Genomic DNA, 23,546 nt, shown 5'->3' with positions numbered 1-23,546 from the left:
CGTGGTGACTGAGTTTTCTGTGATTTGGTTACCGGCATTTATGATGGGGTTGCTCGGCAGTACGCACTGCATGGGAATGTGCGGTGGTATTACGGTCGCACTCAGTTCCGGTTGTGAACCTCAGAAACAAGCCTATCTATCCTTAATATATCAGCTGTGTCGAGTCATCAGTTATGCCATTTTGGGAGCTGTGGTTGGCTTAGTTGGAGCCGTTATCGGGCGCTGGACCGAGTTTCCCATTTTGATGCTGTTTGCCAGCATCTTACTGATCATGATGGGGTTGTATCTGATGGGAAGCTGGAACCTGCTAACTTACCTTGAAAAGCAGGGCAGTCGTTTGTGGCGGCTTATCCAGCCCTTCCAAAAACGCTTTTTGCCGCTACGCAAAGCATCACAAGCCATTCCAATTGGTCTCTTATGGGGATTGTTGCCATGTGGCTTAGTCTACAGTGCGTTAGCCATGGCTGCGGCCAGCGGCGGCGCACTAGAAGGTGTTATTACCATGCTGGCTTTTGGCTTGGGTACCTTGCCGGCACTCTATATTACCGGATTGTTTGCCAGACACTTGATCCAGTTCTTCCGCCGCCAATGGGTAAGAAATCTCATCGGTGCCATTTTTATCGTATGGGGTGGCTATCAGCTCTATGCCATCGTCTTTGTGGCCCAGGCTCCAGTGGCGCATCACCTACATCATTAACACCGATTTATGTGATCTGCAGACAACTATATTGATCCAGATCAAGTGACTGAACCCTTACTCCACTATCCTTACCCTATCAATCATTAACTCTACCTGGTTATGAACACAAAGGTTTTATGGGATGGCTCTTTAATCGAGAAATACAGTATCTCTGGGCCGCGTTACACCTCCTATCCAACGGCTCTACAGTTTGAAGAAGGTTTTACCGCCGAGCGTCTGGTGGAGGTGTTAGAGCAGGGTAAATCAAGCAAGCCGCTGTCGATCTATATTCATATCCCGTTTTGTGAAAACATTTGTTACTACTGTGCCTGTAACAAGGTCATTACCAAGGATAGAAGTAAGACTAAACGCTATATAGCGGCTTTACTGCGAGAAGCAAAGCGTATTGCAGAGCATGTCAAAGGGCGTCAGGTTGAGCAGATGCATTGGGGTGGTGGTACGCCAACCTTCCTGAATAATGATGAAATTGCCGAGGTGGTGGATACTTTAAAAGAGTATTTTGATTTTGCAGAAGAGGGTGACTACTCGATTGAGATTGACCCGAGACGTATGGATCACCAAACATTGCCGGAATTGGCAAAGCTGGGCTTTAATCGGATCAGCCTGGGCGTGCAAGACTTTGATGAACAGGTGCAGAAAGCGGTTAACCGCATCCAGCCAGAAGCAATGACCCGCAATGTACTGATTAACGCAAGAAAGTATGGTTTCGAGTCGATCAATGTGGATCTGATTTACGGTTTGCCATTCCAAAGCGAAGAAAGCTTTGCCGAAACCGTGGATAAAATTATTGAGATGGCGCCGGATCGCCTTTCCGTCTTCAATTACGCGCACTTACCACACCGCTTTAAGCCACAGCGTCGAATTGAAGCCGCTGATTTACCATCACCCAAGGAAAAGTTGGCCATTCTTGAAATGACCATTCGTAAGCTTACCGAAGCAGGTTATGTGTATATCGGCATGGATCATTTTGCCCTGCCGCATGATGAGTTAACCCATGCGCAACAGACGGGCGATTTGCATCGAAATTTCCAGGGCTATACCACCAAAGCTGACTGTGACTTGATTGGTTTGGGTGTATCGTCGATCAGTCAAGTTGGCGACTGTTACATCCAAAGCCAGCGTGACTTAAATGCGTATTATGAATGCGTGGAGAATGATAAATATGCCCTATGGAGAGGCTATGAATCGACGTTGGAGGATAGATTACGTCACGATGTGATTATGCAGCTTATTTGTTTATTTCGCTTGGATTATAAGAGCATTGAAGCGGCTTATCATATTGACTTTAAAGAGCATTTTGCTAGTGAGCTTGAAGAACTTAAGGGCATGGAGTCGGATGGGCTTCTGATATTGGATGATAAGGGGATCGAGGTAACGGAAAATGGGCGTTTACTCATTAGAAATATTTGTATGACCTTCGATGAATATTTCAAAGAGTTAAAGGCATTACAGATTTATTCAAAAGCCATTTAACTTAAATAAATTAACCTTTATACTTGAGTAACGTTTGAAAATTAGGGACTAAGATATGCTGCCTTCGGTTAAATGTCAGAGCTGTAGTATTAACCAGTTATGCCTTCCGGTGATGCTGGTTGAAGCTGAAGTCGAACACTTGGATAGTATCATTCAACGGCGACGTCCGTTGAAAAAAGGTGAGATGATGTTTCACGCTGGCGATGAGTTTAAAGCCATTTATGCGGTACGCTCGGGTTGCATTAAGTCCTATACCATTTCCGAAAGTGGTGAGGAGCAGATCACCGGATTTCATCTGCCGGGTGAAATTATCGGTCTCGATGCCATTAATCGGCAAAAGCACCCGAGTATGGCGAAAGCGATAGAAACCTCTTCCGTCTGTACCATTCCTTTCGCTAAGTTAGAAATGTTGTCTGGAGAAATCCCAGGTCTGCGCCAACAGCTATTGCGAGTGATGAGTCGGGAAATTCACGACGACCAAGAGCTACTTCTGTTACTAAGTAAGAAGAGTGCGGATGAGCGTTTGGCAGCTTTTTTAATGAATATGTCGAGCCGGTTTGCCAGCAGAGGGCTGTCGAAAACCTGCTTTAACCTCACCATGACACGAAGCGATATTGCCAACTATCTTGGCCTGGCCGTCGAAACGGTCAGTAGGCTCTTTTCAAAATTACAACAAAAGTCGCTGATTTCAGTTAAAGAAAAGGAAATTACCATAGTGGATTTTCAGGCAATGAGCGAGCTGGCAGGTGCTCGTTGCCACTAAACCATTTGATGCGGAGGGGTGGGTATGAAAAATCGTTTTAATATTTTGTACAGTCCGGTCGACACCTGGAAGCACATTAAAGAAAAAAACTTTAGTGTTTCTCAGGTGTATGTTCGGGTCTTGATAGTGATGGCGTTATTGCCGCCATTGTTTGCTTTTATTGGGGCCGTTTACAGTGGCTGGAGGATTGGCAACGAAGAACCGGTTAAACTCACCTGGCAAAGCGCTTTAAGTATTTCCATTACCGCCTATTTGGCTATTCTGGTGGGTGCTTATATCTTCTCTCATTTAATTCACTGGATGGCGAAAACTTATGGTTCTGATGCAAGCCTGTCTGACTGCTTTGCGTTGGTGGTTTATTCGTGTATTCCATTATTCTTAGTCAGTGTCTTCAGCGCTTATCCGATACTGTGGTTAGATATGTTGCTGACCCTAGTGGCCGTGGCTTTCTCCGTCAGGCTGCTGTTCCTGGGTACGCCTATCATGATGGGCATTAACAGTGAAAAGGCTTTCTTCTTCTCAAACTCGATTATTACGGTCGGTCTGGTGTTAGTGGTTGCGGCCCTGGCCATGAGCGTACTCTTCTGGGCACATGGTGTCGGTCCGGTATTTACTCGCTAAGTACTGACACAGGTTTTAAAAAGCCTCGATTAATTGAGGCTTTTGTTAGGGTTTGCTTTTAATGTGTTTTGGCTTTATTAATGATATTGGTGGTTGAAACACCATCGACAAAGTCGAGTATGACCACATCACCGCCATTGCTTATGACGCTACTGGAACCAGCGATTTCCTCCACTTTATAGTCGCCCCCTTTGACTAATACGTCTGGTCGCATTGCTTCTATCAAGCGCTGAGGCGTATCTTCGGTAAACTCTACCACCCAGTCGACGCTGGATAATTCTGATAATACCAGCATGCGTTGTTGGCAAGGGTTGAGTGGGCGGCTGTCGCCCTTGAGGCGTTTGACCGAGTCGTCGCTGTTAACGGCAACGATGAGTCTATCACCCAATTCCGCTGCCTGTTTCAGGTAGCTAACATGGCCTGAATGCAGAATATCGAAGCAACCGTTGGTCATCACGATCGTTTCCCCGGAGGCTTTAGCCTGCGCAATGAGCTCCAATAACGTCAGCTCTGATACCACACCCTGTTGCAGTGGTTGATGACTGAGCATGGCGTGGTGAAGCTCCTGCGTGGTGACGGTAGCCGTACCCAACTTACCAACCACAATACCGGCTGCAAGATTTGCTATCTGTACCGATTCTTGTAATGAAGCACCAGCCGCCATGGCGCTGGCGAGCGTCGCCACCACTGTGTCACCGGCACCGGTAACATCATAAACTTCCTGTGCCTGAGTTGCCTGTAAGTAGGGTTCGCAGTTAGCGGAAAATAGCGCCATGCCTTTTTCGCTACGCGTCACCAGCAGGCTATCAATACTCAGTTGTTGGCGTATTTTTTGAGCTTTGTCCAGGAATTCGTCTTCGTTTACCGATTTACCGGCAATGGTATCAAACTCAGATTGATTCGGCGTGATCAGGGTGGCCTGACGATACTTGCTGAAGTCGCTCCCTTTGGGATCGACGATGACCGGTTTTTGGTGTACTACTGCCGCCTGAATAATGGGCTGTGGATCCTGCAAAGTGCCTTTACCATAGTCAGACAGTACGATGACGTCGTGTTCTTCAACTAAGCGGTTAACGGCTTCCATGGAAATGCCATTATTGAGTGAAAATTCCTGTTCAAAGTCTGCTCTCAGAAGTTGTTGGCTTCGGCTCATTAAACGCAGTTTGGTGATGGTTTGGTGATGATTGCGCTTTTCGAATTCACAGGAGACTTGGTGGTGGTTAAGAATTTCTTCCAGACTTTGAGCCGCTTCATCATCACCTGTGACGCCACATAATGTCACCTGACAGCCGAGTACTGCTATGTTTAAGGCAACGTTACCTGCGCCACCAGCCCGATCTTCTGTTTGACTGACATTGACCACGGGGACAGGGGCTTCAGGCGATACGCGTGAGGTATCACCATGCCAATAGCGATCCAGCATGATATCGCCAATTACCAGTACTCTTGCTTTGTTAAATTTTGGAAGATTTAAGTTCAAACCATCTACTCAATGAATATATTAAGTGTGTGTTAATGATAGCGTGTTACCCTGAGTGATGTAAGAGTTGAGAGGTATTTTGTGTTATATCAATGGGTTTGGCGGTAAACTGTGACCATAAAAGGCTTATCGCCGGAGGTAAATTATGAAAAAAGTTACAATGTTTTTACTGTTGAGTGTGACAGTGTTGGTATTGGCTTCTTGTGCTGGTTCCCGCAAAGGATATAACGCAGCTCAATGTCGACAAGCTCTCGATACGGCTTATGACGAGCTGAGTTTTGCCAAGAGTGAAGGTTTTGCTGGTACGGTTAACTATACCAAGGCCGCCAGCTTGTTAACCGCGGCCAAAACCAATCAAACTTTTGAAAGCTACGATGCCTGTGTTAACAACGCAGAAAAGGCACGCTACTACATCAGAGAGTCACGAAAAGGTTAATAAAACCCTTGAGTCATCAAATAAAGCGGCGTTTATGCCGCTTTTTTACTGTCAGAGGACTTATTCTCTAATTAGGCTTGGTGACAGGGGGTGATAACCGATACAATAATAAAAAATTAGGATGAATATATGCCGAAGAAGACCAAGCACGATCCACAGGCTGAGCTCGAAGCTCAGCGCTACGACAACCCCATTGCCAGCCGCCAATTTATCTTACAGTTGCTGGAAGAAGCTGGTGAGCCGGTATCATTTGATACTATTGCAAAGAAATCAAGCATCGAAGAGTCCGAGCAGAAACGAGCACTGCATAAGCGCCTTAACGCCATGGAGCGTGATGGCCAGCTAATCTGTAATCGTAAAGGGCGATATTGTTTGGTGGATGCTACGGATTTAAAGCGAGGAAAAGTGTTAGCCCATCGCGACGGTTATGGGTACCTGGCGCTTGAAGAAGGTGGAGACGACTGGTATTTATCACCGCGTGAAATGCATAGTGTTTTTCATGGTGACAAGGTACTGGCTCGAGTTAAAAATATTGATCGCAGAGGACGAACGGAAGGCGCTATTGTCGAAATTCTCGATGGTTCAACAAGCCACATCGTAGGCCGTTTGCTTGAAGAAAGCGGAATGCTTTTTGTGTCGTCCGAAGATCCGAGGATTCTGCATGACCTGATAATATCTTCTGATGACACTCTAGGTGCGAAAAAGGGGCAGGTTGTGGTTGCTGAGATTACACAGCGCCCCCAAAAGAACCGTCATGCTCACGGCATCATCACCGAAGTGCTTGGTGATCACCTGTCAGCAGGGATGGAAATCGAAATTGCTATCCGCAACCATCAGATCCCGCATGAATGGCCGAAAGAGGTTAATTCGGAAGTAACCGACCTACCAGTAGAGGTGACGGATAAAGATTGGCAGGGGCGTGTTGATTTGCGCCAGTTACCATTGGTGACGATTGACGGGGCTGATGCTCGCGATTTTGATGATGCTGTTTATTGTGAGAAGCAGGCAAAAGGTGGCTGGAAGTTGTGGGTAGCCATTGCCGATGTCAGTCACTATGTACGACCTGAAAGCGCTCTGGATAAGGAAGCTATTGAGCGAGGTAACTCGGTTTATTTCCCTGAGTATGTGGTGCCAATGTTGCCTGAGATCCTATCCAATGGATTGTGCTCGCTAAACCCGGATGTTGATCGTTTGTGCATGGTTTCTGAAATGGAGCTGGATGCCGACGGCAATGTTATTGATAGTCAGTTTTATCCTGCGGTGATGCATTCGCATGCTCGTTTTACTTATGACAAAGTCTGGGCCATATTGAATGGTGATGAGAAGTTACGTCAAGAGTACTCAGAGCGTGTGCCAGAATTGGAAGAACTGTATGAGTTATTTAAAACTCGTCTGGCCCTAAAGAATAAACGTGGCGCAATCGAGTTTGAGACGACTGAAACTCAAATCGTGTTTGATGAAAACCGTAAGATTAAAGATATCGTTGCGAGTCAACGTAATGATGCTCATAAGATTATTGAAGAGTGCATGATTTGCGCCAATGTCGCTGCGGCAGAATTTATCGAACAAAGTAAATTGCCGGGTATTTTCCGCGTACACGAAGGCCCGTCTGAAGAGCGCCTGGAAAAATTCAGAGCTTTTCTCGGTGAGCTGGGAATTTTCCTTTTTGGGGGGGATAAACCAGAGCCGAATCATTACCGGGAATTACATGATGCGATCAAGGAGCGACCTGATTATGAGTTAATACAAACCATGATGCTGCGCTCAATGATGCAGGCAGTTTATACTCCAGAAAATGAAGGGCACTTTGGTTTAGCGTTTGACTCTTATACCCACTTCACTTCGCCTATTCGTCGTTACCCCGATCTTCTGGTACACCGCATTATAAAAGCACTACTGAAGTCGAGTGAGCTGATCGGAACGGAAGGTGGGCGCAAGTACAATGAACAGGAATTAGTTCAGCTCGCTGAGCACAGTTCGATGACGGAGCGCCGTGCCGATCTGGCTACACGAGATGTTGTCGACTGGTTGAAGTGCGAATATATGCTGACTCGAGTGGGCGATGAATACTGGGGGACGCTATCGTCAGTTACCAGTTTCGGTATTTTTATTGCGCTGGACGAGCTGTATGTTGAGGGTCTGGTTCATATCAGCGAGCTTGGTGATGATTATTACCACTTTGATGCAACCAAAATGCGACTTGTCGGTGAACGAACTCACCAAACCTTTAGAGTCGGTGACCGCGTTAAGATCAAGGTAAGCCAAGTTGATTTAGAACAACGTAATATCGACTTTGAATTGCTTGAGCGCGACAAAGTAAAGCGTGAAAAAGTTCGCGGTTCTGAACGAAAAAAATTATTTGAAAAAGCCAAGCGCTCGGGTTCAGTCGCCAAAAAAGGTGACAAGGCTGGCTTTAAAGGGAAGAAAGGCAGCGCAGGCAAAGGCGCTAAAAACAGTAAGAAAAAACGCGGTAAAAGCGGCAAGAAAAGCCGCCGTTAATACACTCTTAATATTTAAATACTAGGTTATTATGTCTGAATTAGTTTATGGTGTTCACGCCGTTGAAGTGTTGTTGAAAAGAAATAGCGATAGCGTCCAACGTTTATACGTACAGAGAAATCGTCATGATCAGCGTGTCCACAAATTAGTAAAGCTCGCACAAGCTAAGAATATTACAGTGGAACAAAAAGAGCGTGTTGAGCTTGATGAAATGACTCAGCAGCGTCACCAGGGTGTGATTGCTCAATGCCATCAGCTAAAAGAAAAGCAATATCATGAAAAGCATATTCCTGATCTGCTGGATGCTTTAGAAGAAGCCCCCTTTATTCTGATCCTGGATGGTGTGACCGACCCGCATAACCTTGGAGCTTGCCTGCGAAGTGCGGATGCGGCAGGTGTTCATATGGTTATTGCTCCTAAAGATAACGCTGCCAGCATTACTGATGTTGTGCGTAAAGTGGCATGCGGTGCGGCAGAGTCTGTTCCATTTATTCCAGTGACCAACCTGGTTCGAACCATGAAGTTATTGCAGGAAAGGAATGTCTGGATTGCTGGCACGGCAGGCGAAGCAGAACAGGATATTTATCAAGCCAATTTGAAAGGTGGGCTTGCCATCGTCATGGGAGCAGAAGGCGATGGAATGAGAAGACTAACTCGAGAAAACTGTGACTTTCTGATTAAGATTCCAATGGCGGGTGAAGTATCCAGTTTGAACGTTTCGGTTGCTACTGGTGTCACATTGTTTGAAGCTGTCAGGCAGAGAAATCAATAACCTTATTCCGTTAATAACGTTTTAAGATATTGTTCCTTTTGCATAAGTGCCTTGTGCGCTTGCGCGATAGTTGCCGGATAAAAAGATACGGAGTCGTTCGGTTTCAGCTGAGCAAGCAAACTCAGGTCGGCGCTAATCACTTGTCCTATTCTTGGATAGCCACCGGTCGTTTGTCCATCGGCTAAAGTGATGATGGGCTGGCCATGAGAGGGGAGCTGTACGGTTCCGGCAACGATGGGGACTGTGGTCATTGAGAGGTCATCTCCCAAAGCGAGATTCTCACCCTCTAAGGTGACAGCCATACGGCTACTTGAGCTGCTGACCTGATAATTCGTTTGTAGGAAAACGTTTCTGCTTTCATCGGATAATAAGTCAAACTCTCTGCCTTGAGTGAAGCGAACAATTAAGTGGTGCTGCTGCAGGTTATGATGATGTTCCTGCTGTAATGCTTCGGGTATCTGGCGGGTTTGATTGAATATTTCTGAAACGACGTTTAGCCTGTCGCCATCCTTTAGAGCCAAGCCCCGGTTACCGCCGAAACCTGCCAAGAGGTTTGTCGATTGGCTACCCATAATGGTGTCAGTTGTCAGTTGACCCGAAAAAGCCAGATAGGCTCTTGCTCCTGAGTAAAGTTTTCCGAATTTTACAACGTCCCCAGCCTTAAGCTGTAGCGTTTTGTTTGTTGTTTGAGGTTGGTCGTTCACCAGAATTTCAAAGTTGGCACCGGTAACGCCGATCGTCATATCCGCTTCAAACTCTAGCGTTGGACCAATCTGGGTGATTTCTAACGTGGTTTCTCCAGCACTTTTCCCAACCAGCCAATTGGCCATTCTCTGACTGTATTCATCGAGTGCGCCATTGCTGGCTATACCGTATTCTCGGAAGCCTTCGCGGCCTGAATCTTGAATCGTTGTTTGTAAACCGGCTTTCAGGACGTTAATGCTCATATTGCTTAAACTCCTCCAGGCCGATCGGTTTAAAGGTGATGATATCTAAAGGCTTGGCAATAGCGGGGTTACTGGCAGAAACGTCCAGCATTTTCATTGGTGTTTTGCCGATAATATGCCACCCGCCTGGACTATCGATTGGGTATATCCCGGTTTGACTGCCGCCAATGGCAACAGAGCCCGCTTCGATTTTTGCTCTGGGAGCTGAGCGCCTGGGGCAGTGCAGTTGACTCTTCAGCTCGCCTAAATAGAGGAAGCCGGGAAGGAAGCCAAGCATGTAAACGGGATAATCCTGCTCACTGTGCAGTTGAATTACGTCGTCGGTGGTAAGCCCAGCATGGTCAGCTACAAACGGTAGATCTGGTGCTACTTCAAGATCATAGCAAACTGGAATGACATAGCGCTGACTGTCTCTGTTATCAATGGGTTGTGCTGTCTTGACTATCGAATGGAGTTGCTGCCAATGACGTTCCGGGTGAAAAGTTTCTGCATCAAATAGAATAAGTAAACTGTCGTAAGCCGGAACTGCTTCTACAAAACCTTCGAGCTTGGCTTTTTCAATGGATAATTTTACGCCGAGAATATACCGCGTCAGTTTGAGACTAATGGCATCATCAAACTCTATAATAATCGAATTATCGCTGTTAATGAAAAGCTCTGGCTGTGACATTTAAATTGGAGCCCTTACCCTGAACTCATGCTCTTGTAATCTCTCGTACAGTTGTTTGGCTATCGATAATGCATTGGGATTATCGCCGTGCAGACAAATTGAATCGACGATGATTTTTAATTCAACGTTATCTGGTGTACTAATGGGTTTACTCAGTGCAAAATTAAGGGCCTGGTTGAGGCTATCTTCGAGTGAGTTATGCAAAGCATATTGTTGTGTCCTAGGGATTAAAGTTTTATCAGTCTGGTAGTTTCGATCCATAAAGCCTTCGTGAATAAAATCGATACCAACCTTTTGAGCCGCTTCATACATTGCTGATTCGGCGAGCCCCATCAGCTTTATGTCAGGAGAAATTTGTGCGATTTCTTCTGCAACTAACGTTGACAGTTCCAGATCTTTGGCAGCATCATTGTATAAGGCGCCATGGGGTTTGACATGGCGAAGACTGGTCCGTTGTGACTCACAGGCTTCGAGTACCTGTGATATTTGCTCCGAAATGGTTTGCCTTAAGCTTTTATTATCGATCGCTATCGAGCGACGACCAAAATTTACCTTATCTGGGTAAGAAGGGTGCGCACCTATAGCAAGGCTGTGTGAAAAAGCATTTCTGACAGAGACCTCAATACTTCTTTTATTACCAGCGTGTCCGCCACAAGCAATATTGCAAGACGAAATATAAGGCATCAATAAAGCATCCCGCTCCCATTGTTCAGGTTCAGTGCTTTCACCAAGATCACAGTTAATATCAATCGTCATAGTCATGTGCCGATTATAACAACTCGAATGCAGCAAGTAGACTCTTGCCACCGAGAATGATCGACACCATCACGACGATCATGCCCAATAAGTTTTTCCACCAGTTATTGCGATAGTTTCCAAGAAAGCTCTGGTTCATGGCCCATAATAAAAATATGACAATGATAGGTAGTAACAGTCCATTAGCAACCTGGGCAAACCAAATCACAGATATTGGTTTTAGGCCTAACGATGCCGCGGTGACGCCAATGACTAAAATAATGATCCAGATAGCTCGGAACTGAAATGATTTCAAGTCTTCTGGAATATTTAACAGGCCGGTTAAGGCATAAGCTGAGGCAAGAGGTGCAGTAATCGCTGAGGATATACCGGCAGCAAATAGCCCGACAGCAATCATATACTTGGCCAGGTTACCAAAGGCCGGTTCGATGCTTTTTGCCATGTCTGCGGCGTTGCTGATTTCCAGCTGGCTGCCAAAAAAGGCGCTGGCCGCTGTTGATACGATGGCTATCGAAATTAACCCGCCAAAGGGAATGGCAATGTAAATATCTTTTCTTGCCTGCGGCAGTTCTTCAGGAGTACTCCACTTCTTTTTTGCGCTGGAGGAGTGAAGGAACAAATTGTAAGGGACCACTGTGGTACCGATTAAAGCGATAACCGTTAATGTAGAACCATCGGGTAACGATGGAACGAATAACCCTGTAAATAATTCACTCCAGTCGGGTTTCGTCATAAAGAAAGTTACAAGAAAGGCAATGCTCATCAAAATAACGACAGCGATGAGGGCTTTTTCGATAAACCGATAACTGCCTGTCCATAAAATAATAAAAGCAACGACCCCGATAATCACGGCTGTAAAATCGAAACCACCGAGTTCGGTATAATCCCAAACTGCCTGTATACCTAATGTTGCACCGGCGATGTTCCCTCCTTCATAGGCGGCATTACCGATGATAATGGCACTAACGACCAGTAAGATTGAGAATGCTTTTATGATGGGATTTTTTATCAGTTCGCGGATGGCTTCGCCAAGCCCCTTCTGTCCAACCACGCCAAGCCGAGCGGTCATTTCCTTTAATATCATGGTCGCGATAATGGAAAAAAGTAATGCCCACAGCAGGCTGAAGCCAAAGCCTGCACCGGCCTTGGTTGCCATAGTCACAGTTCCTGGACCGATAAAGGCTGCTGCCACTAATGCCGCAGGCCCAATGGAGAGTTTAAATTTTGCCATAGTAAGGACTTTAGTTCTGTTTTGTTATGAGGTTACAGATAATTGCTGAGTCCCGCAATAATTTGCCTTGTTATAACTAATCCGCTATAACTACCGACGAAAAATATGAAAAACATGGAGTTAAAATGAATAAACTACTCGTCCCACTATTAGTCGCCTCAGTTGTAGGCAATGCTTATCTTTTGTTTGATCATAGCGGCCAGCCTCAGAAGCCGGAGGTTAAGCAATCTGAAGGTCAAAGTGCTGTGGCTGAAGTCGTTGAGATTAAGCCGGCAGATAACCATTCAGAGACAGATACCATTATTCAGGATCTGAATGAAAAATTACTTCAGTCACGTTCACTTGTCGAAAGTTTGAAAAAAAAGAATCAGGAGCTCGAGAGTAAAATAGCAAGCCTAGAAGAGGACAGAACTACTGTGGACAACAGTCCTGAAGAAGTCGCAAGTAATGATAAGCCAAAGAAAAGTAAGGGCGAAAAAACTGTTGAAGAGTTAAAGGAAGATCAGAATAGAAGAATAGCGCTTTTTGAAAATGAAGCTGTTAACCAAGAGTGGGCTTACCCTACGCAAGATGACCTCAATGATGTGATTAGTGATTCTGAGCTGTTGGCAAGAATGAGTGTGAATGAGGTCACCTGTAAAACGAGCAGTTGTCGAGTCTCGGTAACGCCATTACAGGAAGGAGTGGGGGCAAGAATTGGAGCCTACTTTGAATTCTCGCAAATGCTTCGTGAGGATGAGCAATTCAAAGATTACTTGAGTTCATCTCATCATGACGATGAATCAAATAACGTATATATTTATATAGAGCGCCCGGATTCCGAAGGCTAAATACCTCTGGAAGGCTCGTATTGCTACGAGCCTTCTTTTCATTAATTATAATACTTCAATTTCCAGTTCTTCTGGCCAAACGCTGAACTGGACTTGGCCTATGTGCTCTTTCTGTAGCATAAACATTAATAGTCGTGACTGACCGATACCACCGCCGATGGTTTGTGGTAGGTGACCTGCCATTAACTGCTGATGCCAAAGATAGTTTAAGCGATGTTCACAGCCACGGATTTGAAGCTGCTGCTGCATTATTTCCGGTGATACCCGAATTCCCATGGAGGAAATTTCAAAAGCATCTTTCAAAGCTGGGTTCCACAGCAGAATGTCGCCATTTAGACCATAACAACCACTTTCTGTTGGGGTACTCCAGTCGTCATAGTCGGGGGCGCGTCCATCATGAATGGAGCCATCGCTTAGCTCTCCGCCAATACCGCTCAGGAAAATAGCCCCGTACTCTTTACAGGCTTCGTGTTCACGCTGTTTTGGTGTGAGTTCGGGATAGCGTTTGAGCAGCTCCTCGGTGTGAATAAAGGTAATCTCTGGTGGTAGCAAGGTGTCGCGCAATGTTGCATGAGCCACGATTTGGTCGGTTTCGAGCAATGCTTTATAAATTTTTTCGACCGTTTCTTTTAAATAATCTAAATGGCGGTCTTCTGTACCGATGACTTTTTCCCAGTCCCATTGATCAACATACAATGAGTGCCGCTCGCTTAAGAATTCCTCGTCGGGACGAATGGCTCGCATTTGAGTGACGATACCGCTATCAATGTCAAAGTCACTTCTGGCTAAAAGCTGTCTTTTCCATTTGGCCAGCGACTGAACGATTTCCAGAGATCTGTTCAACGTCTGGCTTTGCACCGCAACCGGCTTCTCAATACCGTTAAGATCATCCTGAACGCCATCCCCCTGATAGGTCAAAATAGGGGCTTGAATTTCTAGCAGTGAAAGCTCCTGGCTCAGTTTATCCATAAAAAAAGATTTGGTTCTCTGGATCAGCCTTTGATCTTGAATAAAGGCTTCTTTTGGTAATTTTTTCATTAGTCTGTCTCGGTGAAGTTATTGTCTTGTTAGTATTTTTATAATTTATTTGGCATTTTGGTCAATATTTGTTTAATAAAATGCTTTGCATGCTATATATTGTCTAATTGCAGCTTGTTGTTTTAGATTGTATTCAGAATGCGTGGGTTAGCAGATGAAAAATTATGAAATCGATAATTTGGATAAAAAGATATTGGCTCATTTACTGCAGGAAGCTCGTACTCCTTACGCCAAAATTGCAGAGAATGTCGGAGTGAGTGCCGGTACCATTCATGTCAGGATAGAGAAAATGCGTCAGGCTGGAGTCATCAAAGGTACTAAAGTTAAAATCGAACCCAAGGCGCTGGGCTATGATGTGTGCTGCTTTGTTGGAGTTTATCTTAAATCAGCCAAGGACTATCATCCGGTGAAAGAGCAGCTAATCGAGATCCCTGAAGTTATTGAAGCTTACTATACCACCGGGCAATACAGTGTTTTGATCAAAGTAATCGCACCGGACATTGATCATTTTCAGGACATTCTTATCAATAAGCTGCAGTCGATCGAACAGGTGCGCTCGACGGAGACGTTAATATCCCTGCAAAATCCAATTTACAGGGATATTGATGGCCTGTTGGTGTAGTTAACTCATAGCTAACAGATAGTCTTTGAAATCATCAAAGTCATTACTCAATGGCTTCGACAAGTTTGGTTTATGCAAAGCTTCGGTTATTGCTGATGGAAGCTCCATTGGTTGTTGCAGAATATCTTCTAATACATCAGCGAACTTGGCCGGGTGAGCTGTGGAGACGACTAAATTATTATTTGATCCGAAAGTCGGCTGGCGATCTTGTATCGCCTTTAAGCCAACAGCTGTGTGCGGGTCAACCTGATAACCCTGTTGTGCTTGTTGCTTTATAATTTCCTGAGTTTCTTCATCGGTTATACTCATAGCGCTCATATCATCAAACAGAGTCTCTAAGTTTTTCTGGTAACAATAGAGAATGCGTGAAAAGTTATTAGGTTGTGATACATCCATGGCATTGGATAGAGTACGTTGAGTTTCTTTCGGGCGCCAAGTCTTATCCATAAAGAAACGGGGTACCGTATCATTAATATTGGTTGCTGCTACTAAATGGTCAATAGGAGCGCCCATGGCTTTGGCTATCATGGCCGCGGTCAGGTTACCAAAATTTCCACTGGGCACGACCAACTTATCGATAGGTTTGTCCAGAAGCGCAGGTAGTGCATTGTAATAACAGACCTGGGCCACCAGGCGAGCCACATTAATTGAGTTGGCGGAGTTAAGGTTGTGAGCTTGCTTGATGTCATTATCATTAAACGCCTGTTTAACCAGATTCTGACATGCATCGAAGTCACCATCGACTTTAACCGTATGAATATTATCGCCTAAAGTACAGAACAGTTGCTCCTGTTCTTTCGATATTTTCCCTTTCGGATAGAGAATGACGACATCAATATCTGACTTACCATGAAAAGCATGGGCTACTGCTGCTCCAGTATCTCCGGAAGTCGCAGTGATGATAGTCGCTTGCTTTTTATTAAAGCTGGCTAAACATTCGGCTAAAAATCTGGCGCCAAAATCTTTAAAGGCCAAAGTCGGGCCATGAAAAAGCTCTAAGACGTGGAGTTGAGGATTTAACGAGTGAACGCTCAATGGGAAATTAAAAGCACGGCCAACCATATGCTGTAGCTGAACTTTTGGAATTTCACCACAGGTCAGGTTGTACAAGGTTTCTACTGCAATGTGATTGAAGTCTTTACTTGCAAAAACATTACTATCGAGCTTTTTTATTTCTCTGGGAAAATAAATCCCTTTATTGTCGCCAATAGGGTTGAGTACAGCTTCTTTAAAAGAAACGATTTGTTTTTGCTGTGCAATATTTATGAATGACATGCTACGCCCTCTGATTCTTCTTTTAGCTGTTGTGCGCCCTGTCCGCTAAGTTTACATACGTAACTGAATGCGCATTCGTTTTCGTTGTAGTGTTTTTGCAGGTAGTGATGAACTTCATCTGCAATATCACGATTCGAACAAACTGCAAAAATAGTTGGGCCTGAACCAGAAATACCCATGGCATGTGCACCCATCCGGAGAAGCTTTGCTTTATGTTGCTTAAAGTTTGGCATCAGTGTGTAACGATAAGGTTCGGCGATAACATCTTTTAAGTGGTGAGCAACGCTACTTTTATCTTGACGATATAGTGCCTGAACAAATCCTGCCAGGTTTTGAGCATACTCGGTGGCTCTAGAAAGTTTTATCGCTTTAGGTATGGCATCCCGCGCTGCTTTGGTCAGGATGTTGATACCCGGGTTGGCAATAACGATATACCAATCATTGAACCAAGGTAGTGACTGGCAAATGTGGTTATCATTAGTCATCAGCTGCAAACCACCGATGAAGCACGGGGCTATATTGTCATAGTGCAGACTGCCGCTAATTTGTGCTTCCATTTGCCCCATCATAAGTAACAGCTCCTGCTCCGAGAATGGACAATCGTACCACTGGTTTAACGCGACGAAAGCAGCAACAATCGAACTGCTACTCGACCCCAGGCCACTGCCTACCGGTAAGTTCTTAGACAGTGTGATTAATACTGGTTGTGTTTGCATAGCTTTTTCAGAAAGTTGTTGTTGAAAAAGTTCATGGCAGTGATGAATAATATTGTCGTCAGGATGGCCTGGTAGCTGTGATGCAAAGCGCCCATCCGTTATCAGCTCATAATTATCACTAGCTTTAACTGCTACAACATCTCCTAACAGCGAGCCATCTATTGGTCTAATAGCTGCTCCCAGAAGATCATAGCCCACAGAAAAATTACCGATGGATGCTGGTGCAAAAATCTTGATGCTCATGACGCTAACTCCTGTTCGCGATGCGGTAAGGTTTGCAGTATGTTTGAAAAAATACCGGAGGCCGTAACCGATGCGCCAGCACCATAACCCTTAATCACAAAAGGGATTGGAGAATAGTATTCGCTATAAACGGCAATAGCATTTTCGCCACCTTTAATCGGGTATAACGGTTCGGTTTCCGATACTTGCTGTAATCCTACGCTTAATTGCCCATCTTCAAAACTCGCAACATATTTTAATGTGGCATGTTGTGATTTTGCTTTGGCGAATAGTTCTTCAAAATAAGCATCCGTTTGCGGTAAGGACTGCATAAAGTCTGCAACTGAACCACTCGAGTCAAACTCATTTGGTAATAACGAGTTTAAGCGAATGTCGGATAGCTCTAATTCAGCACCTAACTCGCGGGCTAAAATTAAAATCTTTCTGGCGACATCCATACCACTCAAATCGTCCCGTGGGTCCGGTTCGGTAAAACCTTGCTCTTTTGCCTGAGCAACAGCCTGTGACATTGGCAGACCATCTTCAACCAGTCCTAAAATATAGGAGAGTGAGCCTGATAGTATCCCTGAAATATTTTGCACTGTATCACCTGAACATAGAAGTGAGTCCAGTGTTTTCAGAATAGGGAGTCCGGCACCAACGTTAGTTTCGTAAAAAAAGTGGCGGAATCGGCGTGAAGCAGATTGGCGGATACGACGGTATGTTGCCATATCGCTGGAGTTAGCTTTTTTGTTGGCCGTCACTAAGTTGAACCCCATATCGAGATAGTCGGCATAATTAGCGCTGACTTCTTCTGAACAAGTGCAGTCGACAATGGTTGGGTTGACGTAATGGCCTGACTCAATAAGTCCCTGAAGTTGTTTATTGCTAAGAGTCTGGTGACTTTGTTCGAGTAGTGGACGCCAGTCCTGTTGTTCCAGCTGCTCATCATCACAATAGTATTTTGAGTTGGCAATTAAGCGAACATTCGCACGAATACCTTTGTTATGAAGGTAGTCCTGTTGCGACTGTACTTGCCGGATAAGCTCAGTGCCAACGTTACCACAACCGAGAATGAACAGGTCAACCTGACGTTTGCGATCAAAAAACTCAGCGTAGACTCTGCGATAAGCAGAAGATAAATGCTGGTCTTTTATTACTGCTGAGATCGAAAGCTCCGAAGAACCTTGCGCAATGGCTTCGATATTTGCTCCGCCAGCAGAGATAGCGCTTAAAAACTTAGAGGAAATGCCTTTCTCGTCAATCAGTCCTTTACCAACCACGGTCAAAATGGAGCGGTGCGATCTGATATCAATTGGATCAAGCACTTGCTGTTGCAGTTCGCTGGAAAACTCTGCCTTAAGGGCCGCTTTGGCGATTTGTTCATCTTGCTGACGGATAGCAAAGCAAACGCTGTACTCTGAAGATGACTGGCTGATGAGTATGATGGAGATATGCTGTTGTGCCAGGCAACCAAAGATTCGCTCAGCAGCACCAGAAGTATCACAGAGGTAACTGCCGCTGATACTGACTAAGCTCATTCGACTCTGACTCGATATTGCTTTTACCTTAGCTGGATTGGAGCAGCTGGGAGTAATAACCGTTCCTGCGTCATTGGGTTGGAAGCTGTTCTTTACTATTAATGGAATGCCTTTTTGGCGAACAGGGCCTATGGTTTTGGGGTGAATAACGCCCGTGCCATGATGTGCTAACTCCATCGCTTCACGGTAAGAAATGCTTTTAATCAACTGAGCCTGGGATATTTTCCTGGGGTCAGCACTATAAATTCCTGAAACATCAGTCCATATTTCCAAGCTATCGGCATGACTTAAGTTTGCAAATATAGCCGCCGAATAATCTGAACCATTTCGGCCTAGCAAGCAGGTTGCTTGAGCGTTATCCGATGCCATAAAGCCAGGGACAATGATGTAATGGACATTAGAGGGTAGCTGTAGAGAGTTCCACGCTTCCTGACTGGCGATAAGATCAGCCTGTGACTCGAGGACTGGCCCGCTCGCATGTATAACTTCTCGACTGTCCAGCCAATGACTGGCATAGCCCATGCTTTTCAGCAGCGCATATAATATATAAGAACTTAAGAGTTCACCTGCGGAGAGAATCTCGCTAAGCCGGTGCGGATCCAACAAAGATGAACTGTGACGAGCTTGCCAGTGTTGTTGAAGCTGTTGCTGCAGCTGGTTGAACTGCATCAATAACTGTCCGCTGTCGTTAAGATCTAACGCATCGACAAGTTGTTGATGTCTCTCAAAAAGTGCAGACAATAACTGATGTGCTTCGGCTTTGTCTGCTGTTTCGATAAACAGGTGTAACGTATCGGTGGTGGTCGCAGTTGCTGATACTGTGATAATACTGCGGGTCGCCTGGGCAGTAATAATCTGAGCAACATTGCGAAACCCTGCGCTGTCCGCCAGCGAGGAACCACCGAATTTTAGTACTTTCATAACGTTTTCCTGTTTATTGGTTTATGGTTGATAAATTTAAAGCAAAAAAAAGCCCGAGGTTTTGAGGCCTCGGGCTTAAGCGTTCTGTACTTTCTTCACACAATAACTAGCCAGCGACCTCCGTCAGGAAAATCGTTGTGGTCGTGGTTGTTGTGTAAAAATTATTCATGAGCTTGAGATTATCTTGATTAGATATTGCTGTCAATAAGTTATTAACGACAGCTCGCAGGTAAATATTTTGGTTCAATATTTGTTTTATCTTCACCAGATGCAAGCATTCCTTCAGGTGGAGCGTCTCCACCACAGACCCATGAAATTGGGCTCGTTGGGCTTGCTTCTACATAGATAGGGCGAAGAGATAATATCTTCCCTTTTACCGGGGCATTAACCTTGTTACCCAAAGTGACATGAATAGCGCCTTGCTCGACTTGGATTGAACTGACGTAATTACCCATTAAGTGTTTAGCTTTCGGTACACCGGCTTCATGGTTATCGCTGGGGAACTTGGTGTGGTATTTATAATATTCTTTTACTGAACCTTGTATTTCGCTGGCGAGACTGATGCTTTCCGCAATTTTGGCGCGAACAGTGTAATCCTGATAAGCGGGCAGGGCGATGGCCGCTAAAATACCAATAATAGCGACAACGATCATAAGTTCGATAAGGGTAAAGCCGTGATTATTTTTTGTCATTAGAATCCTGCTCCTAGTTGGAAGATGGGTTGATAGATCGACATCACGATCTGGGCAACGATAATAATAATGGCAATATGGAAAATGACTGCCAGAATATTGGTTTGGCTGGAAATACTTTCTATGGCATCACTTTCAACTTGAGTCACTAAGTTTCCGGACTCCTGATGGAAAGTATCTAACTGATGCAACGCCATAATGGTTTCACGTTCTTTTGCGCTAAATAACTGAGTGAAGTCCCAGCGAGATTGTGAGGTGAAAAAATTTGAGTTCAGCTGTTGTTTAAATGTGTCTTTGTCGCGAGATAAAAAAACATAAAAATCATTAAGTTGATGGATTAAAGCCACTCTTGCACTGTGTCTGGGTAAACCTTTCATCATTGGAATAAAAGATAGCAGGCGACTCTGAGGAAGGGCTTTAGTCGGCGTAAAGGCTATGCTCGCGAAAATGACGATAATGATAACTGGCGGTAAATAAATGTACAGCGAGCGCCAGGAATTAAAGGTCAGAGCATCTATGTGAGCCATTAAGGACTTCGACTGCGTCATCTGGTCGTAAATAACGGTTTGATAAACTGGCAGGACGTACAGGTAGAAAATTGCCAGCACGATAAGGGCGATACCTGCAACCAGTGCGGCATAACCGAGCGAACGTACTAAGCGGGCTTTGATAATAGTGTTGATTTGTAGACTGGACGAGGTTGATGATTCGATATGGAGCAAAAGGTCTCTGTCGTTGAGGCCAAGTTCACGCCCAGCTTTGAGGTTTTCGATGAAGCTCGACATGTCGCTATCGTTTAATTGCTCCAGCGAAGCCAGTAAGTCTTGCGACTGCTGATAATGTTGTAGAACGGGCTGCCAGGATACTGTTTGCTGGGTGATTTGCTCCAGCGCCTCCCCTGTTTCGGTTCCCTTGCCCAGTAAATGGGACAGTTGGCGTAGATAAAATAAGTGATTATTCATAGAAGTGTTGGTTTTGTAGTTTGCAGATGTAAGGTAGTAAATAACGGTGTTCGGTTTCCGTGCTGGTGCACTGAGGCATGATGAGCGAACCGGATATTGGTATCAGCTCGATCTGGTAACTTGTTTCGGGCAGCTGTTTATAGCTCTTGGTGGTGATGCTTGTCGTGCTGCCCCCTGAGAGCATTACCGTTTCACCGACAGTACTTTTGGATATCGATGCGCTGGGAGGCTTTTCATCAAAAGCCCCATGCCAGGCATAATGTTCTTGTTGCCTGACTCGAGCGTTGATGGGGTATTGTGACAGAGGCTCTGTCGCCGAGGTTTTATAGAAATACTGTGGGATAACTTGCAGAAAACTGACCAATAACAAACAGATGAGGCATAGCACGGCAATTAGCTCTAAAGCTAACCAGTTGTTTTTAAACAGATTTTTACCGAAATTACGGCGGTGGCGTTTAAATAGAGGATCCAATATCTTATCGTTTTTCCTTTTCCTGTGGCAGAAATATTAATACAGGAGAGACCGGAAGGTCAAATTGGCTTGATCATCGGGCCGAAAGCCCTTAAAATACGCGCCCTTGGTCGTTGTGGCCAAGCTTTTTACAATCAGGTTTACTCCTTGTTGCTTATGGTTCCTTAGCCATAGGTGACTGGAAACCGAAAGGAGACTTTAAATGAGACACTACGAAATCGTATTCTTGGTGCACCCGGATCAGTCTGACCAAGTTCCAGGCATGATCGAGCGTTACAGCAAGATGATCACTGATGCTGCTGGTACAGTTCACCGTCTAGAAGACTGGGGCCGTCGTCAGCTTGCATACCCAATCAATAAGCTTCACAAAGCGCACTACGTACTTATGAACGTTGAGGCGACTGGTGAAACTATCGAAGAATTAGAAGACACTTTCCGTTATAACGATGCTGTTCTACGTAATATGATCATGCGTCGTAAGGAAGCTGTCACGGAAGCTTCTCCAATGGCTAAGAAAGACGAGAAACCTACTCGTGACGAAAAGCCAGCGAAAGAAGAGGCTAAGAAAGAAGAATCAACTGAAGCTGCGGCTGAGTAATAAGGAGACATATCATGGCACGTTTTAACCGTCGTCGTAAGTTCTGCCGTTTCTCGGCTGAAGGTGTAACTGAGATCGATTATAAAGATATTGCTACACTGAAAAACTACATCACTGAAACTGGTAAAATTGTTCCTAGCCGTATTACCGGTACGAGCGCAAAATACCAACGTCAACTAGCTGGCGCTGTAAAGCGTGCACGCTTCTTGGCTCTTTTGCCATACACTGATAGCCACGAATAAGCGGCATTTTGAGAGGGTATAACGATGAACGTCATTTTACTTGAAAAACGTCGCAACCTTGGTGATTTAGGTGATACTGTAACTGTAGCTGCTGGCTATGGTCGTAACTTCCTTATCCCTAACGGTAAAGCAGTCCCTGCGACAAAAGAAAATATCAAGCACTTCGAAGAGCGTCGTGCTGAGCTAGAAGCGAAAGCTGCTGAAGTTCTTAAAGCAGCTCAAGAGCGCGCTGATAAACTGGCTGGTCTAGAAGTTACTATCGCTGCTAACGCTGGTGACGAAGGTAAGCTTTTCGGTTCAGTTGGTACAGCTGACATCGCTGAAGCGGTAGTTGAGCAAGGTGTTGAATTAGAGAAGAAAGAAGTTCGTATGCCAGAAGGCGCTATCCGTCAAACGGGCGAATATACTTTCGAAGTACATTTACACCCAGAAGTTGAAGCTAGCATCAAAGTTGTTGTTGTTGGTGAATTCGACGAAGCTCAAGCTTAATCAGTTAAGCTAAAAGCGTTAAGAAAAAGGCACCTTCGGGTGCCTTTTTGACTCTGGGAGTAGTATATTCGTTTACAGCTCAAGCCTGCTTTATCTACTAATTTCCAGTGAACTCTATAACCTTGTTTAGCTCTTTTATAGACTGTTCGAATAGTTCCTCTTTCTCGACAAACTGAAGTGTCATTTTTTGATAGACTCCAGAAGGAGCATGCCCCTTTTTTGCTGCTACTGTAAACCATGCAAAGGCCTTAGGGTAGTCCCATAAAGCAAAGTAAGTTCTACCAAGGTAATGCATGGCTAGAACCCTCCCTTCTTTTGCTTCTGGCTTTAACGCCCCAAGGATAGTATTGAGATTATCCACTGTTTTTTTATGTGACTTACTATTTGTTTGAGGAGTAACGCTAAATGAATAGCTTACAAGCTCATAATACATAAAAGTTGCTACGCCATCTGAATCGCCCCGATATTCCTAGACACTTTTTAGCTATACAATGAAGCTAAAGAGGAGAATGAAATGTCATCCAAGCGATATACCGAAGAATTTAAAATTCAGGCCGTCAAGCACATTACAGAAAGCG

Annotated in this window: 25 protein-coding genes; 12 read left to right on the top strand and 13 right to left on the bottom strand. The window is 44.9% G+C overall.

From position 1 onward, the window contains the following. Position 1: 1 nt before the first annotated feature. The 4 genes from H7708_RS11115 (at position 2) to H7708_RS11100 (ending at position 3,557) form a co-directional block, all read left to right on the top strand. Positions 2-697: a sulfite exporter TauE/SafE family protein gene (locus tag H7708_RS11115; RefSeq protein ID WP_223670855.1), complete on the top strand. Its 696-nt coding sequence runs from the start codon at positions 2-4 to the stop codon at positions 695-697. Positions 698-799: 102 nt separating this feature from the next. Next, positions 800-2,173, top strand: coding sequence for an oxygen-independent coproporphyrinogen III oxidase (hemN, locus tag H7708_RS11110; RefSeq protein ID WP_223670854.1), 1,374 nt, complete (start codon positions 800-802; stop codon positions 2,171-2,173). A 55-nt stretch (positions 2,174-2,228) separates the two neighbouring features. Beyond that, on the top strand, positions 2,229-2,936 hold the full coding sequence (gene fnr, locus H7708_RS11105; RefSeq protein ID WP_223670853.1) for a fumarate/nitrate reduction transcriptional regulator Fnr: 708 nt from the start codon (positions 2,229-2,231) through the stop codon (positions 2,934-2,936). A 24-nt stretch (positions 2,937-2,960) separates the two neighbouring features. Then, the gene (locus H7708_RS11100; RefSeq protein ID WP_223670852.1) at positions 2,961-3,557 is read left to right on the top strand and encodes a Yip1 family protein; all 597 of its coding nucleotides are present in this window, start codon (positions 2,961-2,963) and stop codon (positions 3,555-3,557) included. 58 nt (positions 3,558-3,615) lie between these two features. On the opposite strand, the gene hldE is transcribed toward H7708_RS11100, so the two are convergent. After that, a complete protein-coding gene (gene hldE / locus H7708_RS11095; RefSeq protein WP_223670851.1) occupies positions 3,616-5,037 on the bottom strand; it encodes a bifunctional D-glycero-beta-D-manno-heptose-7-phosphate kinase/D-glycero-beta-D-manno-heptose 1-phosphate adenylyltransferase HldE in 1,422 nt (473 codons plus the stop codon). A gap of 145 nt (positions 5,038-5,182) precedes the next feature. Between hldE and H7708_RS11090 the strand changes: the two genes are divergently transcribed. The 3 genes from H7708_RS11090 to rlmB all read left to right on the top strand — a co-directional run bounded on the left by H7708_RS11090 (position 5,183) and on the right by rlmB (position 8,744). Beyond that, entirely contained in the window at positions 5,183-5,473 is a 291-nt protein-coding gene (locus H7708_RS11090) for a hypothetical protein (protein WP_223670850.1), read from the top strand. 129 nt (positions 5,474-5,602) lie between these two features. Continuing rightward, positions 5,603-7,972, top strand: a complete 2,370-nt coding sequence (rnr, locus tag H7708_RS11085) for a ribonuclease R (protein WP_223670849.1) — start codon at positions 5,603-5,605, stop codon at positions 7,970-7,972. 31 nt (positions 7,973-8,003) lie between these two features. Then, a complete protein-coding gene (gene rlmB / locus H7708_RS11080; protein WP_223670848.1) occupies positions 8,004-8,744 on the top strand; it encodes a 23S rRNA (guanosine(2251)-2'-O)-methyltransferase RlmB in 741 nt (246 codons plus the stop codon). Positions 8,745-8,746: 2 nt separating this feature from the next. Here the strand turns inward: rlmB and H7708_RS11075 are convergent, their stop codons facing one another. Genes H7708_RS11075 through H7708_RS11060 form a run of 4 tightly spaced genes read right to left on the bottom strand, consistent with a single transcriptional unit; the run spans position 8,747 to position 12,348 of the window. Further along, entirely contained in the window at positions 8,747-9,691 is a 945-nt protein-coding gene (locus H7708_RS11075) for a 5-oxoprolinase subunit C family protein (protein ID WP_223670847.1), read from the bottom strand. Next, positions 9,681-10,361 carry a 5-oxoprolinase subunit PxpB gene (gene pxpB / locus H7708_RS11070; RefSeq protein ID WP_223670846.1) on the bottom strand — a complete coding sequence of 227 codons (681 nt, stop codon included), beginning with the start codon at positions 10,359-10,361 and terminating at the stop codon, positions 9,681-9,683. The genes H7708_RS11075 and pxpB overlap by 11 nt, the downstream gene beginning before the upstream one ends. Then, complete coding sequence (gene pxpA / locus H7708_RS11065) at positions 10,362-11,117, bottom strand: 5-oxoprolinase subunit PxpA (protein ID WP_223670845.1); 756 nt, start codon at positions 11,115-11,117, stop codon at positions 10,362-10,364. A gap of 13 nt (positions 11,118-11,130) precedes the next feature. Next, on the bottom strand, positions 11,131-12,348 hold the full coding sequence (locus H7708_RS11060) for an Nramp family divalent metal transporter (protein WP_223670844.1): 1,218 nt from the start codon (positions 12,346-12,348) through the stop codon (positions 11,131-11,133). Between the two features lie 125 nt (positions 12,349-12,473). Between H7708_RS11060 and H7708_RS11055 the strand changes: the two genes are divergently transcribed. Next, on the top strand, positions 12,474-13,178 hold the full coding sequence (locus H7708_RS11055; protein WP_223670843.1) for a hypothetical protein: 705 nt from the start codon (positions 12,474-12,476) through the stop codon (positions 13,176-13,178). Between the two features lie 45 nt (positions 13,179-13,223). On the opposite strand, the gene asnA is transcribed toward H7708_RS11055, so the two are convergent. After that, positions 13,224-14,216 carry an aspartate--ammonia ligase gene (asnA, locus tag H7708_RS11050; protein WP_223670842.1) on the bottom strand — a complete coding sequence of 331 codons (993 nt, stop codon included), beginning with the start codon at positions 14,214-14,216 and terminating at the stop codon, positions 13,224-13,226. 154 nt (positions 14,217-14,370) lie between these two features. Here asnA and asnC point away from each other — a divergent pair, with 154 nt between their 5' ends. Then, positions 14,371-14,838, top strand: coding sequence for a transcriptional regulator AsnC (gene asnC, locus H7708_RS11045; RefSeq protein ID WP_223670841.1), 468 nt, complete (start codon positions 14,371-14,373; stop codon positions 14,836-14,838). Here the strand turns inward: asnC and thrC are convergent, their stop codons facing one another. From thrC to H7708_RS11015, 6 genes are all read right to left on the bottom strand, one after another. Next, positions 14,839-16,113 carry a threonine synthase gene (thrC, locus tag H7708_RS11040; protein ID WP_223670840.1) on the bottom strand — a complete coding sequence of 425 codons (1,275 nt, stop codon included), beginning with the start codon at positions 16,111-16,113 and terminating at the stop codon, positions 14,839-14,841. Continuing rightward, positions 16,101-17,072, bottom strand: coding sequence for a homoserine kinase (gene thrB, locus H7708_RS11035; protein WP_223670839.1), 972 nt, complete (start codon positions 17,070-17,072; stop codon positions 16,101-16,103). The genes thrC and thrB overlap by 13 nt, the downstream gene beginning before the upstream one ends. Next, positions 17,069-19,513: a bifunctional aspartate kinase/homoserine dehydrogenase I gene (thrA, locus tag H7708_RS11030; protein ID WP_223670838.1), complete on the bottom strand. Its 2,445-nt coding sequence runs from the start codon at positions 19,511-19,513 to the stop codon at positions 17,069-17,071. Before thrA ends, thrB begins: the two co-directional genes overlap by 4 nt. Positions 19,514-19,725: 212 nt before the next feature. After that, positions 19,726-20,205, bottom strand: coding sequence for a pilin (locus tag H7708_RS11025; RefSeq protein WP_223670837.1), 480 nt, complete (start codon positions 20,203-20,205; stop codon positions 19,726-19,728). After that, the gene (locus H7708_RS11020; RefSeq protein ID WP_223670836.1) at positions 20,205-21,167 is read right to left on the bottom strand and encodes a hypothetical protein; all 963 of its coding nucleotides are present in this window, start codon (positions 21,165-21,167) and stop codon (positions 20,205-20,207) included. Before H7708_RS11020 ends, H7708_RS11025 begins: the two co-directional genes overlap by 1 nt. Further along, on the bottom strand, positions 21,160-21,639 hold the full coding sequence (locus tag H7708_RS11015; protein ID WP_223670835.1) for a hypothetical protein: 480 nt from the start codon (positions 21,637-21,639) through the stop codon (positions 21,160-21,162). The genes H7708_RS11020 and H7708_RS11015 overlap by 8 nt, the downstream gene beginning before the upstream one ends. A gap of 202 nt (positions 21,640-21,841) precedes the next feature. Here H7708_RS11015 and rpsF point away from each other — a divergent pair, with 202 nt between their 5' ends. From rpsF to rplI, 3 genes are read left to right on the top strand one after another with little or no spacing between them, the layout of a single operon-like run. After that, positions 21,842-22,237 carry a 30S ribosomal protein S6 gene (gene rpsF, locus H7708_RS11010; RefSeq protein ID WP_223670834.1) on the top strand — a complete coding sequence of 132 codons (396 nt, stop codon included), beginning with the start codon at positions 21,842-21,844 and terminating at the stop codon, positions 22,235-22,237. A 14-nt stretch (positions 22,238-22,251) separates the two neighbouring features. Continuing rightward, on the top strand, positions 22,252-22,479 hold the full coding sequence (rpsR, locus tag H7708_RS11005; RefSeq protein WP_223670833.1) for a 30S ribosomal protein S18: 228 nt from the start codon (positions 22,252-22,254) through the stop codon (positions 22,477-22,479). Between the two features lie 24 nt (positions 22,480-22,503). Continuing rightward, positions 22,504-22,968 carry a 50S ribosomal protein L9 gene (gene rplI, locus H7708_RS11000; protein WP_223670832.1) on the top strand — a complete coding sequence of 155 codons (465 nt, stop codon included), beginning with the start codon at positions 22,504-22,506 and terminating at the stop codon, positions 22,966-22,968. Between the two features lie 97 nt (positions 22,969-23,065). Here rplI and H7708_RS10995 read toward each other — a convergent pair whose 3' ends face one another. Further along, entirely contained in the window at positions 23,066-23,401 is a 336-nt protein-coding gene (locus tag H7708_RS10995; protein ID WP_223670831.1) for a hypothetical protein, read from the bottom strand. Positions 23,402-23,546: the final 145 nt, after the last annotated feature.

This window comes from Kangiella shandongensis, from assembly GCF_020005365.1.
In the GTDB taxonomy this organism is placed as follows: Bacteria; Pseudomonadota; Gammaproteobacteria; order Enterobacterales; family Kangiellaceae; genus Kangiella; species Kangiella shandongensis.
The sequence above is the reverse complement of the archived record's forward strand: the minus strand, read 5'-3'. Positions and strand labels throughout refer to the sequence as shown.

Bases quoted from the DNA above. Each gene is read 5' to 3' on its own strand.
- thrC (WP_223670840.1), bottom strand. From the start codon at position 16,113: ATGTCATTCATAAATATTGCACAGCAAAAACAAATCGTTTCTTTTAAA.
- asnC (WP_223670841.1), top strand. From the start codon at position 14,371: ATGAAAAATTATGAAATCGATAATTTGGATAAAAAGATATTGGCTCAT.
- H7708_RS11020 (WP_223670836.1), bottom strand. From the start codon at position 21,167: ATGAATAATCACTTATTTTATCTACGCCAACTGTCCCATTTACTGGGC.
- rlmB (WP_223670848.1), top strand. From the start codon at position 8,004: ATGTCTGAATTAGTTTATGGTGTTCACGCCGTTGAAGTGTTGTTGAAA.
- H7708_RS11090 (WP_223670850.1), top strand. From the start codon at position 5,183: ATGAAAAAAGTTACAATGTTTTTACTGTTGAGTGTGACAGTGTTGGTA.
- pxpB (WP_223670846.1), bottom strand. From the start codon at position 10,361: ATGTCACAGCCAGAGCTTTTCATTAACAGCGATAATTCGATTATTATA.
- H7708_RS10995 (WP_223670831.1), bottom strand. From the start codon at position 23,401: ATGTATTATGAGCTTGTAAGCTATTCATTTAGCGTTACTCCTCAAACA.
- H7708_RS11100 (WP_223670852.1), top strand. From the start codon at position 2,961: ATGAAAAATCGTTTTAATATTTTGTACAGTCCGGTCGACACCTGGAAG.
- fnr (WP_223670853.1), top strand. From the start codon at position 2,229: ATGCTGCCTTCGGTTAAATGTCAGAGCTGTAGTATTAACCAGTTATGC.
- H7708_RS11025 (WP_223670837.1), bottom strand. From the start codon at position 20,205: ATGACAAAAAATAATCACGGCTTTACCCTTATCGAACTTATGATCGTT.
- rpsR (WP_223670833.1), top strand. From the start codon at position 22,252: ATGGCACGTTTTAACCGTCGTCGTAAGTTCTGCCGTTTCTCGGCTGAA.
- thrA (WP_223670838.1), bottom strand. From the start codon at position 19,513: ATGAAAGTACTAAAATTCGGTGGTTCCTCGCTGGCGGACAGCGCAGGG.
- thrB (WP_223670839.1), bottom strand. From the start codon at position 17,072: ATGAGCATCAAGATTTTTGCACCAGCATCCATCGGTAATTTTTCTGTG.
- H7708_RS11060 (WP_223670844.1), bottom strand. From the start codon at position 12,348: ATGGCAAAATTTAAACTCTCCATTGGGCCTGCGGCATTAGTGGCAGCA.
- rplI (WP_223670832.1), top strand. From the start codon at position 22,504: ATGAACGTCATTTTACTTGAAAAACGTCGCAACCTTGGTGATTTAGGT.
- H7708_RS11055 (WP_223670843.1), top strand. From the start codon at position 12,474: ATGAATAAACTACTCGTCCCACTATTAGTCGCCTCAGTTGTAGGCAAT.
- H7708_RS11075 (WP_223670847.1), bottom strand. From the start codon at position 9,691: ATGAGCATTAACGTCCTGAAAGCCGGTTTACAAACAACGATTCAAGAT.
- asnA (WP_223670842.1), bottom strand. From the start codon at position 14,216: ATGAAAAAATTACCAAAAGAAGCCTTTATTCAAGATCAAAGGCTGATC.
- hemN (WP_223670854.1), top strand. From the start codon at position 800: ATGAACACAAAGGTTTTATGGGATGGCTCTTTAATCGAGAAATACAGT.
- rnr (WP_223670849.1), top strand. From the start codon at position 5,603: ATGCCGAAGAAGACCAAGCACGATCCACAGGCTGAGCTCGAAGCTCAG.
- rpsF (WP_223670834.1), top strand. From the start codon at position 21,842: ATGAGACACTACGAAATCGTATTCTTGGTGCACCCGGATCAGTCTGAC.
- pxpA (WP_223670845.1), bottom strand. From the start codon at position 11,117: ATGACGATTGATATTAACTGTGATCTTGGTGAAAGCACTGAACCTGAA.